A 12,597-nucleotide genomic window follows, 5' to 3' on the forward strand; every position below is an offset into this window, starting at 1 on the left:
ATTCGCCGCGGGCTCGCGGGATCTTCGCTCTCAGGGTGACCCTGAGGGCGACCCCGATTCGGGCCTCCGTCTTCCCGGTGAGTGGGCAGGGTCGAGGATCGCCTGGGGGGCGGAGGCTTTCGGGCCCGCGACGGCGGAGCATGGAAGTACGCCCGCCGGACCGCCCGGCCGGGCCGCCGGCCCAAGGAGTCCCCATGAGCGCGCGCCTCGCCCGCCCCCGTCACAACCGTGTCATCGCCGGTGTCTGCGCCGGGATCGCCGAGCGCTTCGGCCTCACCCCGTGGACCGTCCGCCTGATCTTCCTGCTGTCCTGCCTGCTGCCCGGCCCGCAGTTCCTGGTCTACCTCGCGCTGTGGGTGCTGCTCCCCCAGGAGCCGTGAGGCCGTACGGGCGGGCATGGCGACGGGCCGCCCGCTCCCGGGGTTTCCTCCGGGGGCGGGCGGCCCGTCGTCGTGCGGTGCGGGCGGATCAGCCCAGCGGCAGGCCCGGCAGGGCGCCGGCCAGCCCACCGACCGGGGTCTTGTCCAGGCCGGGGACACCCGGGAGCGCACCGGCGCGCTGCTGGGTGACACCGGCGATCGGGGCGGCGTCGGCGGCGGGCGCGGGGGCGGCCTGACCGGCGGTCGGGGCCAGGGTGCCGAGGGTGCCGGCGACCTTGTCGCCGCCGGGCAGCTTGGCCGCGGTGTCGGTGACCGCACCGGTCACCGCGGGGTTCGTCACCGCGCCGGTGGGCAGCCCGAGGCCGCCGGCCGCCTGGCCGGTCGCCGCGGAGGCGGTGCCTGCGCCGACCGCCGCGATGGCGATGCCGAGCGCCGCGGTGCCGGCGGCCTTGAGAGCCTGCTTCATGGTTCGTCCCCTTGAGTCCTCGTCGGTGGCCGACATCGCGCGGGGCGGCGGACGGGCGACCGTCGCCACGACCTGTCAGCAATGACTGGCACACCGTAGTGACAGGGTCGCGCGAGAACCAAAGGGCGTTCACTCACCCGAGTGAGTAGTCGGATGAACGCCAATTTCCTTGCCCGGAAGCCGCGTTCATCCGACCGCAGGGCGGCCCGGGCTCAGCGGCCGCCGGCACCCGCGCTGAACAGCCACTCCGCCTTGAGCTCGGCGTAGCCCGGCTTGATCACGTCGCTGATCATCGCCAGCCGCTCGTCGAAGGGCAGGAACGCGGACTTCATCGCGTTCACCGTGAACCACTCCATGTCGCCCAGCGTGTAACCGAAGGCGTCCACCAGGTGCCCGAACTCCTGGCTCATGCTGGTGCCGCTCATCAGCCGGTTGTCGGTGTTCACGGTGACCCGGAACTTCAGCCGGCTGAGCAGCCCGATCGGGTGCTCGGCGTACGAAGTGGCCGCCGCCGTCTGGAGGTTGGAGGTCGGGCACATCTCCAGCGGGATGCGCTTGTCGCGCACGTACGCGGCCAGCCGGCCCAGCTCGACGCTGCCGTCCTCGTTCACCGTGATGTCGTCCACGATCCGCACGCCGTGGCCGAGCCGGTCGGCGCCGCAGCACTGCAGGGCCTCCCAGATCGACGGCAGGCCGAAGGCCTCGCCCGCGTGGATGGTGAAGTGGTTGTTCTCGCCCTTGAGGTAGTCGAAGGCGGCCTGGTGGCGGGTGGGGGGGTAGCCGGCCTCGGCGCCCGCGATGTCGAAGCCGACGACGCCCTGGTCGCGGTGACGGTTCGCCAGCTCGGCGATCTCCTGCGAGCGGGCGGCGTGCCGCATCGCGGTGATCAGGGTGCCGACGCGGATCCGGTGGCCGGCCGCGCGGGCGTTGGACTCACCGAGGCGGAAGCCCTCCTGGACGGCCTCGACGACCTCGTCCAGGGACAGGCCGCCCTCCAGGTGCTGCTCGGGGGCGTAGCGGACCTCGGCGTACACGACGCCGTCGGCGGCCAGGTCCTCGGCGCAGTCGGCGGCGACCTTGATCAGGGACTCGCGGGTCTGCATGACGGCGCAGGTGTGCGCGAAGGTCTCCAGGTAGCGGACCAGCGAGCCGGAGTCGGCGGCCTCGCGGAACCACTCGCCGAGTTCCTTGGCGTCGGTGGTCGGGAGCCCCTCGTAGCCGGTCGCGGCGGCGAGCTCGACGATGGTCTCGGGGCGCAGCCCGCCGTCGAGGTGGTCGTGCAGCAGGACCTTCGGCGCGCGCCGGATCTGGTCGGGGGTGGGAATGCGCGGGCCGGTGCCCGCAGTGGTGACGGGGATCTGCTTCTCCATTGCGGAAATATAGCCCCTACGCGCGTAGACCCACCACCGGGAGCACCACCGAATGGTCCAAAGTGCACCGGGAATTCCTCCGCCCGGTCCATAGGATCCACCAAAGCCCCGGATTCGCCGGCCCCCCGGCCGCGACGGCCCGGCCGCGGTGGTCCGAGTACGGTCCGGGCCGTTCAGTCGTGGTGCAGCAGCCGCCCCCGCCGGGACAGCACGAAGTCCCGGAACGCCGCCACCGGCGGCGTCAGCGGACGCCCCGCCGCCCAGGCCAGACCGATCGCCCGGCGGGTCCGCGGCGCCGTCACCTCCAGCTCCACCACCCCGGGCCGCGGCACCAGCGCCGGCGGCAGCAGCGCCACCCCCAGCCCGGCCGCCACCAGCCCGCGCAGGGTCTCGGCCTCCTCCCCCTCGAAGGCCAGCCGGGGCACGAACCCGGCCTGCGCGCAGAAGCCGTCCGTGATCACGCGCAGCCCGTACCCGTCCTCCAGCCCGACGAACGGCTCCTCGGCCACCTCCGCCAGCCGGATCCGCCGCCGGCCGGCCAGCCGGTGGTCCGCCGGGACGGCCAGGTGCAGCCGCTGCTCGTCCAGCGGACGGACGGTGAAGGCCGGGTCGTCCGGCAGCGGCGCGACCAGGCACAGGTCCAACTCGCCCGCCCGCAACCGCTCCAGCATCGCCATGCCGTAGTCCTGCACCAGCTGGAACCGCACCTGCGGGTGCGCCGCCCGGAAGCCGCGCAGCAGCGCCGGGACGGCGTCCGGACCCATCGTGTGCAGGAAGCCGAAGGCCACCCGCCCCACCGCCGGGTCCGCCTCCGCCCGGGCCGCCTCCGCACCGCGCTCCAGCTCCGCCAACGCCCGCTCCACCGAGGCCAGCAGCAGCCGGCCCGCCCTGGTCAGCCGCACCGTCCGGCCCTGACGGGCCAGCAGGTCCACCCCCAGCTCCTCCTCCAGCCGGGCCACCGCGCGCGACAGCGTCGGCTGCGGCACCCCGAGCAGCGCCGCCGCCTGGGTCACGTGCTCCAGCCGGGCCACCGCGGCGAACTGCGCCAGCCTGGGCGCCAGCCGGACGGCCGGCTCCTCCGGCCCCAACTCGGCCGCCCGGTACCGCTGCTCCGTTCCGTCCGGCAGTTCCGCCACGGTCATCCCGCCTCACCTCGACTCATACACCAGTGCATCGATCATCCACTCTTCATGCATTGGACGCATCAAGCGCACCGGCCTACCGTCGAAGCCATGCAGCCCGCCGATACCAGGGCATCCGCGCCCGCCCCGGATGCCTCCCCCGCCCGTACCCCCGACCAGGACGACCGCCACCGCCCCGGCCGGCCCGACTTCCGCCGCGCCATCCTCGCCCTGTTCGCCGCCGGGGTCGCCACCTTCGTCCTGCTCTACTCCACCCAGGGCCTGCTGCCGGTCCTCTCGGCCGACCTCGACCTCACCCCCGGCCAGGCCAGCTGGACGGCCTCCGCCGCCACCCTCGGCCTCGCCGTCGGACTGCTCCCCGCCAGCGCGCTCTCCGACCGGTACGGCCGCACCGCGGTGATGACGGCCTCCGTCCTCGCCGCCTCCGCCCTCGCCGTCGCGCTGCCCTTCGCCCCCGGCCTCACCACCCTCGTCGTGCTGCGCGTCCTCCAGGGCGCCGCCCTCGCCGGACTCCCCGCCACCGCGATGGCCTACCTCGCCGAGGAGGTCCACCCCAGCGCGCTGGCCTCCGCGATGGGCCTGTACGTGGCCGGCAACAGCATCGGCGGCATGGGCGGCCGGCTCGTCTCCGGCTGGACCGCCGCCGCCCTCGGCTGGCGCTGGGGCCTGGCCGCCTCCGCCGCCCTCGCGCTGCTCGCCGCGCTCGCCTTCCGGCTGCTGATCCCCGCCGCCCGGCATTTCACCCCGGCCCCGGTGGACGCCCGCGCCCTCGCCCGCACCGTCGGCCGGCACCTGCGCAACCCACTGCTGGTACGGCTGTACGCGCTCGCGATGCTGTTCATGGCGGTGTTCGGCGCGGTCTACAACACCGTCGGCTACCGGCTGATCGGCGCGCCCTTCCACCTGCCGGAGTCGGTCGCCGCCTCGATCTTCGTGGTCTACCTGGTCGGCACCGGCACCTCCGCCGCGGCCGGCCGTCTCTCCGGCCGCCTCGGCCGCCGCGGCGCCCTCTACGTCGCCATCGGTGTCACCGCCGCCGGCCTGCTGCTCTCGCTCGCCGACTCCCTCGTCTGCGCACTGCTCGGCCTGGTGCTGATCACCGCCGGCTTCTTCGCCGGCCACGCCACCGCCTCGTCCGCCGTCAGCCGCACCGCCACCGAGGGCCGCGCCCAGGCCTCCGCCCTCTACCTGATCGCCTACTACCTCGGCAACAGCCTCGGCGGCACCCTCGGCGCCGACGCCTACCACGCCACCGGCTGGCCCGGCGCCGCCACCGTCGGCCTCACCGCCATGACCCTCGCCGCCGCCGTCACCCTGTACGCCACCCACCAGGCGCATAGCACGAGGCGAGCGGTCGCGGACGCTTGACAGACTCCGCCGATACACTCGGGGGTATGAGCGTCGATCCTGCTACGTACACCAGGCTGCTTGAGATCGCGGATCAGCTGCCGAAGGTGCCGGGGGTAGGGAAGGTCGAGATCGCCGACGGTCAGATCATCATGATGATGTCGCCGGTGAAGCGCCACGAGCTCGCCGTGCTGCGCATCGCCCGACAGCTCAACGCCCAGCTGCCGTCCACTCACCCGGGTCACATCGCCTACCACGGTGCGGACCTGCAGGATGCCGGACTCGGTCAGCTGCGCAACCCGGATCTGATGGTCTTCCCCGAGGCGACCTTGGAGGGGGAGCAGCGAGCGGTTCTCCCGCACGAGGTCCTGCTCGTGGTGGAGATCGTCTCCGCCTCCAACCCCGAGAACGACTACCACAACAAGGTCCGCGACTACTCGGCCATGGGCATCCCGTTCTACCTGATCGTCGATCCCCGCACCGGCACCGGCATCGTGCACTCCGAATCGGGCTACGAGTCCCGTGAGAAGTTCGACTTCGGCGACACGATCACGGTCGGCCCCTGGACCCTCGACACCGGCGGGCTGCTCACCTACGCCTGAAGTCCGGCGAAAACGCGGAGCCGCCCGCCGGTGCACCGGCGGGCGGCTCGGTCATGACCGATGTCAGGCGATGCGGTCGAGGACGATCGGGTTCGGGGTGAACGCCGTGCCCTCCGGGGCGACCGTGACGCCACCCTTCAGGGCCTCGATGGCGTAGTCGTAGCGCTCCGGGGTGTCGGTGTGGAGGGTCAGCAGGGGCTGGCCGGCCACGACGGTGTCGCCGGGCTTGGCGTGCATCTCGACGCCGGCGCCGGCCTGGACCGGGTCCTCCTTGCGGGCCCGGCCGGCGCCCAGGCGCCAGGCGCAGACGCCGATCGCGTAGGCGTCCAGCTCGGTGAGCACGCCGGAGGCGGGCGCGGGGATGACGTGCTGCTCGCGGGCGACCGGGAGCGGGGCGTCGACGTCGCCGCCCTGGGCGGCGATCATGCGGCGCCAGTGGTCCATCGCGGAGCCGTCGCGCAGGGCGTCGGCCGGGTCCTTGCCGTGCACGCCGGCCGCGGCGAGCATCTCGCGGGCCAGGGCGAGGGTGAGCTCGACGACGTCGGCGGGGCCGCCGCCGGCCAGCACCTCGACGGACTCGCGGACCTCCAGCGCGTTGCCCGCGGTGAGGCCGAGCGGGGTGGACATGTCGGTGAGCAGGGCGACGGTGTTGACCCCGGCGGTGGTGCCCAGGCCGACCATGGTGCGGGCGAGTTCGCGGGCGTCGTCCAGGTTCTTCATGAAGGCGCCGGAACCGACCTTGACGTCGAGCACCAGCGCGCCGGTGCCCTCGGCGATCTTCTTCGACATGATCGAGGAGGCGATCAGCGGGATGGCCTCGACGGTGCCGGTGACGTCGCGCAGCGCGTAGAGCTTCTTGTCGGCGGGGGCGAGGCCGTCGCCGGCCGCGCAGATGACGGCGCCGGCGTCGCGCAGGACGTCCATCATCTCGTCGTTGGAGAGCAGGGCGCGCCAGCCGGGGATGGACTCCAGCTTGTCCAGGGTGCCGCCGGTGTGGCCCAGGCCCCGGCCGGACAGCTGCGGGACGGCGGCGCCGCAGGCGGCGACCAGCGGGGCGAGCGGGAGGGTGATCTTGTCGCCGACGCCGCCGGTGGAGTGCTTGTCGCTGGTGGGCAGCGGGAGCGAGGAGAAGTCCATCCGGACGCCGGAGCGGATCATCGCGTCGGTCCAGCGGCTGATCTCGTGCGGCTTCATACCGTTCAGCAGGATCGCCATGGCCAGCGCGGACATCTGCTCGTCGGCGACCTCGCCACGGGTGTAGGCGTCGATGACCCAGTCGATCTGAGCGTCGCTCAGCTCTCCGCGGTCGCGCTTGGTCCTGATGACGGAGATGGCGTCCATGCGTGCTCCAAGAGGGGTTTCAGATGCGTCAAAAAGCGTAGAGTGCCGCGAGATGACCGGATTCCGGCCCACTCGCGACACTCTACGCGCGTAACAATTGCCGAGGCTAGAGCCGCTCCGGCCCGAACGCGTCGGGCAGGACCTCGCTCATCGGCTTCACGCCGGAGGCCAGCTCGACCAGCAGCCCGGGCCCGCCGTGCTCGTACAGCAGCTGGCGGCAGCGCCCGCACGGCATCAGCAGTTCGCCCGCGCCGTCGACGCAGGTGAAGGCGACCAGCCGGCCGCCGCCGGAGGCGTGCAGCGCGGACACCAGCCCGCACTCGGCGCACAGCCCGAGCCCGTACGAGGCGTTCTCCACGTTGCAGCCGCTGACCAGCCGGCCGTCGTCCACCAGCGCCGCCGCGCCGACCGGGAACTTGCTGTACGGGGCGTACGCGCGGCCCATCGCCTCGCGAGCCGCCTCGCGCAGCCGCTCCCAGTCGATCTCGGACGCCGCCGGGGGCGGCACGGAGGCCGTCACTTGCCCTGGCCCTTGCGGTAGATCTGGCCGTCGGCCTTGGGCATCCGCAGTCGCTGGGAGGCCAGCGCGAGCACCACCAGGGTGATCACGTACGGCGTGGCGACGATCAGCGGACGCTGCACCTCGTCGGTCAGCGCGTACCAGGCACCCAGGCCGCCGGCCACCACGAGGGAGACCACCGCTGCGGTGAACTTGCGGCGGTACAGCTGCCACAGGGCGAGCAGCGCCATCGCGATCGCGACGGTCAGGATCAGCACGTGCACCGACTCCGGGTCACGCAGCTGGAGGCTGTCGGTGAAGCCGAACAGGCCCGCGCCCATGGCGAGACCGCCGGGCATCCAGTTGCCGAAGATCATCGCCGCGAGGCCGATGAAGCCGCGGCCCAGGGTCTGGCCGTCCTTGTAGAAGTGCGAGGCGACCAGCGAGAGGTACGCACCGCCGAGGCCCGCGAAGGCGCCCGAGGCGATGACCGCCAGGTACTTGTACTTGTAGACGTTGACGCCCAGCGACTCGGCGGCGGTCGGGTTCTCACCGCAGGAGCGCAGCCGCAGGCCGAACACCGTGCGCCAGAGCAGGAAGTAGCTGGCCACGATCAGCGCGGCGGCCAGCACCACGACCACCGAGAGGTTGGTGACCAGGCCGCCGAGCACGCCCGCGACGTCGGAGACCAGGAACCAGTGGTGGTTCTCGATGCTCTTCAGGCCCGAGGAGAGTCCCGGAACGGTGATGTACGGCAGCGGGTCGGCCGGCGGGGACTGGTTCTGCCCGGCGCCCACCGAGAGGTAGTCCCGGTAGTAGATCCGGTTGACGTACGCGCAGATGCCGGGGATCAGCAGGTTGATGCCGACGCCGGAGACGATGTGGTCGACGCCGAAGGTGACGGTGACGATCGCGTGCAGCAGACCGCCGAGCGCACCGCCGAGCATGCCGGCCAGCAGGCCGACCCACGGGTTGACCAGGTAACCCGCCCAGGCGCCGCAGAAGGTGCCGGCGACCATCATGCCTTCGAGGCCGATGTTGACCACGCCGGCCCGCTCGGACCAGAGACCACCCAGACCGGCCATGCCGATCGGGACGGCGGCGCTGAGCGCGGCGGTGACCTGCCCGGAGGAGGTCAGCGAGTGGTTGCCGGTGGCCATGCCCACGGCCGAGAACAGGACCAGGGCGCCCGCGATCAGGAGCAGGACCACCGGCCAGGACAGCTTGCGCTTCTTCGCGGGCGCGCCCGGCGCCTTGGGGCGAGCAGCAGTCGCCGTGCTCATGCGGACACCTCCTTCTTCTCAGTGGCCGCGGCCTGGGCGGCGAGCTGGGCGCCGACCTTCTGCTGCTGGCGCTTCAGGCCGTAGCGGCGCACCAGTTCGTACGCGACGACGACGCAGATGACGATGGTGCCCTGCATGACCGCGACGATCTCGGACGGGAAGCCGCCCTGGAGCGGCAGCTGGGCACCGGTGGTGTCCAGGAAGGCGAACAGCAGGGCCGCGAACGCCATGCCGATCGGGCTGTTGCGGCCCAGCAGGGCGATCGAGATGCCCAGGAAGCCCAGGCCGGGCTGGAAGCTCTGGCCGAAGTAGTACGAGTTCTGCAGCAGCTCGGGCAGCCCGATCAGACCGGCGATCGCGCCGGAGGAGGCCATCGAGATGACCACCATGCGCTTGACGTTCACGCCGGAGGCGGTCGCGGCGGACTCCGAGCGGCCGGTGGCGCGCAGGTCGAAGCCGAACCGGGTGCGGGTCAGCACGAACTGGAAGATCACGCCGACCAGGACCGCGATGAACAGGAAGCCCCAGAGGGTGCCGCCGGCCGTCTCGATGCCGAAGAAGTGGCTGGACTGCGAGACCGGGTTGGTCTGGATCGAGTTGCTGGTGCTGCTGACCTGCGGCGCGAAGATGCCGGGGACGAGCAGCAGACCGATGATCGCGACCGCGATCGAGTTCAGCATGATGGTCGAGATGACCTCGCTGACGCCGCGGTAGACCTTCAGCAGACCGGCGATGCTCGCGTACAGGCCACCGACCACCATCGCGGTGACCAGCAGCAGCGGGATCTGGATGAAGGACGGCAGGTCGACCTGGGCGCCGATGTAGGCCGCGAACAGCGCCGCGACCTTGTACTGGCCCTCGACGCCGATGTTGAACAGGTTCATCCGGAACCCGAACGCCGCGGCCGCCGCGGCCAGGTAGTAGGTGGTGCTCCGGTTGAGGATCAGCACCTGGCCGTCCGACTTGGTGGCGAACGTGATCATCACGTTCCACGCGTCGAACGGGTTCTTGCCCGAGGTCGCCAGCAGGACGGAGCAGATCGCGACCGAGAGCAGGACCGCGAGCACGGGCGCCGCCAGTGCGAGCACGATCCGCTCACCGCTGATCCGCTGCGCCAGACTGCGCTTGGCGGCGGGGTTGGGACTGGTCATGGGTTACTCCCCCGCCTGCGGGTCGTCGGCGGTGTCGGTGTGCGGGTGCTCGGCCGCGGCCTCGGTGCCCTCGGCGGCGACGGCCTGCGCCTCGGCGACGGCCTCCGGGTCGGACTCCAGGTGGCCGGCGGCGGCACCGGTCATCGCGGTCCCGAGGTCCTCGGCGGTGACGGTGGCCGGGTCGGCGTCGGCGACCAGGCGGCCGCGGTAGATGACCCGGATGGTGTCGGAGAGGCCGATCAGCTCGTCCAGGTCGGCCGAGATCAGCAGGACGGCCAGGCCCTGGCGCTGGGCGGACCGGATGTGGTCCCAGATCTGCGCCTGCGCACCGACGTCCACACCGCGGGTCGGGTGGGAGGCGATCAGCAGCTTGGGCTGGTGGCTCATCTCGCGGCCGATGATCAGCTTCTGCTGGTTGCCGCCGGAGAGCGACGCCGCGGTGACCTCGATGCCGGGGGTACGGACGTCGTACTCCTCGACGATCCGCCAGGTGTCCTCGCGGGCGGCGGCCGGCTTGAGCAGCACGCCGCTGGAGTTGGGCGCCTCGGTGACGTGGCCGAGGATCCGGTTCTCCCAGAGCGGGGCCTCCAGCAGCAGGCCGTGCTTGTGGCGGTCCTCGGGGATGTAGCCGATGCCGGCCTCGCGGCGGGCCCGGGTCAGGGTGCCGGAGAGGTCCTTGCCGTCCAGGAGGACGCTGCCGCCGTCCAGCGGCAGCATGCCCATGATGGCCTCGACCAGTTCGGCCTGGCCGTTGCCCTCGACGCCGGCGATGCCGAGGATCTCACCCTTGTGGATGCGCAGCGAGATGTCGTCCAGGACGACGCGCTCGATGCCCTCGGCGTCGGTCTTGGCGATCCGCAGATCCTTGACGTCGAGCATCTCGGTGGTGGTGACGGTCGACTCGCGGCTCTCCGGGGAGGGCAGCTCGGCGCCGACCATCAGCTCGGCCAGCTGGCGGGCGGTGACGGCCTTCGGGTCGGCGTCGCCGACCGTGGTGCCGCGCCGGATGACGCTGATCGCGTCGGCCACCGCGAGCACCTCGTGCAGCTTGTGCGAGATGAAGATGACGGTGACGCCCTCGGCCTTGAGCTCGCGCAGGTTGTCGAACAGCGCGTCGACCTCCTGCGGGACGAGCACGGCCGTCGGCTCGTCGAGGATCAGGATCTTGGCGCCGCGGTACAGCACCTTGAGGATCTCGACGCGCTGGCGGTCGGCGACGCCGAGGTCCTCGACCAGGGCGTCCGGGCGCACGCCCAGGCCGTACTGGTCGGAGATCTCCTTGATCTTCGCCTTCGCGTTGGCGCCGATGCCGTGGAGCTTCTCGCCGCCGAGGACGACGTTCTCCAGCACGGTGAGGTAGTCGGCGAGCATGAAGTGCTGGTGCACCATGCCGATGCCGCGGGCGATGGCGTCGCCCGGGGTGCCGAACTCGCACAGCTCGCCGTTGATCGCGATGGTGCCCTCGTCCGGCTTCTGCATGCCGTAGAGGATCTTCATCAGCGTCGACTTGCCGGCGCCGTTCTCGCCCATCAGGGCGTGCACGGTGCCGGTGCGGACGGTGAGGTTGATGTCGTGGTTGGCCACGACTCCGGGGAAGCGCTTGGTGATGCCGCGCAGCTCGACGGCCGGTGTCGCCGTCCCCGCGCTGGGGGTGCCGTCCTTGCGCAGGGGGACGGGGTCTGATGCGGTGATGGCGGTCTCCTGGTGGTCTGGAGGCGCGTCGTTGCGCTCGGAGGGCCAAGGGGGGGAAACGGGGGGACGGAACGGGGCCCGGGGGTACGCGTTGAGCGCACCCTTCCGGGCCCCTCCCGTGAACTGTGTCGATCATCGCGCTGCCGGGCAGGCGGCAGGCGCGGGTCGCGTCCGAGACGCGCGGGCCTTAGTTGGCCGGCGTGGTCGGGATGCTGGTGGCGCCGCTGGTGATGGAGTCGGCGGCGGCCTTCAGCTTGTCCTGGATGTCGTCGATCTTGCCGCCGGTGGTGGCGAGCGAGACACCGTTGGCCTTCAGGTCGAAGAGCTTGATGCCGGTGAACGGCGTGCCCTTCTTGATCGAGTCGATGTACGAGTACACCGCGGTGTCGACGTTCTTGACCATCGAGGTCATGATGCTGGTCTTGAACTTCGCCAGGGCCGGCTGGCTGGCCTGGTCGGAGTCGACGCCGATGGCGAGCTTGCCCGCGTTGGAGACGGCCTCGATGGCACCCGCGCCGGAGGCGCCGGCGGCGGAGTAGATGACGTCCGCGCCCTTGTCCAGCTGGCCCTGCGCGGCTTCCTTGCCCTTGTCGGGCGCGCCGAAGCCGGTGAAGTCCGGGGGCGTGGTGAGGTAGGTCGTCTCGATCTGGATGTTCGGGTCGGCGAACTTGGCGCCCGCCTTGTAACCGGCCTCGAACTTCTTGATCAGCTCGGTCTGGACACCACCGATGAAGCCGATGTGGTGGCTCTTCGACTTGTTCGCGGCGGCGACGCCGGCGAGGTACGAACCCTCCTGCTCGGCGAAGAGCAGCGAGGTGACGTTGGACGGCTGGTCCTTGTCGTTCGAGTCGATGATCGCGAACTTGACGTTCGGGTTGTCCTTGGCAACCTTGTTGACCGCCGGCTGGTAGACGAAGCCGACCGCGATGACGGTCTTGTAGCCGGCGTCGACCAGGTTCTTCAGGCGGGTCTCCTTGTCGGCCTCGGCCTCGCCCGGCTTGGCCTCGGCCTCGGTGACGGAGACGCCCAGGTCGGCCTTGGCCTTGTCGAGACCACGCGCGGCGGAGTCGTTGAAGGACTGGTCGCCACGGCCGCCGATGTCATAGGCCATACCGACCTTGAGAGCGTCGGACGAACCCGAAGAAGCGTTACTGTCAGTGCTCTTTGCGCCGCAAGCGGCGAGCGAGGCCATGCCCAGGGAACCCGAGAGCACAACCGCGGCGAGCTTCATTGAACGGCGCAAGGGAGTATCTCCTTCTCACACGCACCCGATTAGCGTGGTCGGACGCCACCGTAACGCGCGTAGAACACGGTTGTGTTACGG

At 71.4% G+C, this 12,597-nt stretch carries 12 protein-coding genes; 3 read left to right on the top strand and 9 right to left on the bottom strand.

Features of this window, described 5'->3' with window-relative positions:
• Window positions 1–194: 194 nt before the first annotated feature.
• Complete coding sequence (locus ACZ3YL_RS29470) at window positions 195–380, top strand: PspC domain-containing protein (RefSeq protein ID WP_188308551.1); 186 nt, start codon at window positions 195–197, stop codon at window positions 378–380.
• A gap of 88 nt (window positions 381–468) precedes the next feature.
• Here ACZ3YL_RS29470 and ACZ3YL_RS29475 read toward each other — a convergent pair whose 3' ends face one another.
• The 3 genes from ACZ3YL_RS29475 to ACZ3YL_RS29485 all read right to left on the bottom strand — a co-directional run bounded on the left by ACZ3YL_RS29475 (window position 469) and on the right by ACZ3YL_RS29485 (window position 3,358).
• On the bottom strand, window positions 469–846 hold the full coding sequence (locus ACZ3YL_RS29475) for an ATP-binding protein (protein WP_188308550.1): 378 nt from the start codon (window positions 844–846) through the stop codon (window positions 469–471).
• A gap of 212 nt (window positions 847–1,058) precedes the next feature.
• The gene (locus ACZ3YL_RS29480) at window positions 1,059–2,216 is read right to left on the bottom strand and encodes an adenosine deaminase (RefSeq protein ID WP_188308549.1); all 1,158 of its coding nucleotides are present in this window, start codon (window positions 2,214–2,216) and stop codon (window positions 1,059–1,061) included.
• A 173-nt stretch (window positions 2,217–2,389) separates the two neighbouring features.
• Complete coding sequence (locus ACZ3YL_RS29485) at window positions 2,390–3,358, bottom strand: LysR family transcriptional regulator (RefSeq protein ID WP_188308548.1); 969 nt, start codon at window positions 3,356–3,358, stop codon at window positions 2,390–2,392.
• Window positions 3,359–3,448: 90 nt separating this feature from the next.
• On the opposite strand from ACZ3YL_RS29485, the gene ACZ3YL_RS29490 reads away from it, so the two are divergent.
• Window positions 3,449–4,726 carry an MFS transporter gene (locus ACZ3YL_RS29490; RefSeq protein WP_465660406.1) on the top strand — a complete coding sequence of 426 codons (1,278 nt, stop codon included), beginning with the start codon at window positions 3,449–3,451 and terminating at the stop codon, window positions 4,724–4,726.
• A gap of 26 nt (window positions 4,727–4,752) precedes the next feature.
• Entirely contained in the window at window positions 4,753–5,307 is a 555-nt protein-coding gene (locus ACZ3YL_RS29495; protein ID WP_188308546.1) for a Uma2 family endonuclease, read from the top strand.
• A 63-nt stretch (window positions 5,308–5,370) separates the two neighbouring features.
• On the opposite strand, the gene ACZ3YL_RS29500 is transcribed toward ACZ3YL_RS29495, so the two are convergent.
• The 6 genes from ACZ3YL_RS29500 to ACZ3YL_RS29525 form a co-directional block, all read right to left on the bottom strand.
• On the bottom strand, window positions 5,371–6,648 hold the full coding sequence (locus tag ACZ3YL_RS29500) for a thymidine phosphorylase (protein WP_188308545.1): 1,278 nt from the start codon (window positions 6,646–6,648) through the stop codon (window positions 5,371–5,373).
• Between the two features lie 106 nt (window positions 6,649–6,754).
• Window positions 6,755–7,168, bottom strand: coding sequence for a cytidine deaminase (locus ACZ3YL_RS29505; protein WP_465660407.1), 414 nt, complete (start codon window positions 7,166–7,168; stop codon window positions 6,755–6,757).
• Window positions 7,165–8,430 (bottom strand): ABC transporter permease, encoded by a 1,266-nt coding sequence (locus tag ACZ3YL_RS29510; protein ID WP_223243226.1) that lies wholly within the window; start codon window positions 8,428–8,430, stop codon window positions 7,165–7,167. Before ACZ3YL_RS29510 ends, ACZ3YL_RS29505 begins: the two co-directional genes overlap by 4 nt.
• Window positions 8,427–9,581 carry an ABC transporter permease gene (locus ACZ3YL_RS29515; protein ID WP_465660408.1) on the bottom strand — a complete coding sequence of 385 codons (1,155 nt, stop codon included), beginning with the start codon at window positions 9,579–9,581 and terminating at the stop codon, window positions 8,427–8,429. The genes ACZ3YL_RS29510 and ACZ3YL_RS29515 overlap by 4 nt, the downstream gene beginning before the upstream one ends.
• Before the next feature lie 3 nt (window positions 9,582–9,584).
• Window positions 9,585–11,165, bottom strand: coding sequence for an ABC transporter ATP-binding protein (locus ACZ3YL_RS29520; RefSeq protein WP_465660409.1), 1,581 nt, complete (start codon window positions 11,163–11,165; stop codon window positions 9,585–9,587).
• A gap of 295 nt (window positions 11,166–11,460) precedes the next feature.
• Complete coding sequence (locus ACZ3YL_RS29525; protein ID WP_188308542.1) at window positions 11,461–12,516, bottom strand: BMP family lipoprotein; 1,056 nt, start codon at window positions 12,514–12,516, stop codon at window positions 11,461–11,463.
• Between the last annotated feature and the right edge of the window lie 81 nt (window positions 12,517–12,597).

It is taken from the genome of Kitasatospora sp. NPDC023176 (assembly GCF_055560495.1).

Excerpts from the sequence above, each read along its gene's own strand:
- ACZ3YL_RS29490 (WP_465660406.1), top strand. The coding sequence starts at position 3,449 with ATGCAGCCCGCCGATACCAGGGCATCCGCGCCCGCCCCGGATGCCTCC.
- ACZ3YL_RS29500 (WP_188308545.1), bottom strand. The coding sequence starts at position 6,648 with ATGGACGCCATCTCCGTCATCAGGACCAAGCGCGACCGCGGAGAGCTG.
- ACZ3YL_RS29485 (WP_188308548.1), bottom strand. The coding sequence starts at position 3,358 with ATGACCGTGGCGGAACTGCCGGACGGAACGGAGCAGCGGTACCGGGCG.
- ACZ3YL_RS29475 (WP_188308550.1), bottom strand. The coding sequence starts at position 846 with ATGAAGCAGGCTCTCAAGGCCGCCGGCACCGCGGCGCTCGGCATCGCC.
- ACZ3YL_RS29515 (WP_465660408.1), bottom strand. The coding sequence starts at position 9,581 with ATGACCAGTCCCAACCCCGCCGCCAAGCGCAGTCTGGCGCAGCGGATC.
- ACZ3YL_RS29470 (WP_188308551.1), top strand. The coding sequence starts at position 195 with ATGAGCGCGCGCCTCGCCCGCCCCCGTCACAACCGTGTCATCGCCGGT.
- ACZ3YL_RS29510 (WP_223243226.1), bottom strand. The coding sequence starts at position 8,430 with ATGAGCACGGCGACTGCTGCTCGCCCCAAGGCGCCGGGCGCGCCCGCG.
- ACZ3YL_RS29480 (WP_188308549.1), bottom strand. The coding sequence starts at position 2,216 with ATGGAGAAGCAGATCCCCGTCACCACTGCGGGCACCGGCCCGCGCATT.
- ACZ3YL_RS29495 (WP_188308546.1), top strand. The coding sequence starts at position 4,753 with ATGAGCGTCGATCCTGCTACGTACACCAGGCTGCTTGAGATCGCGGAT.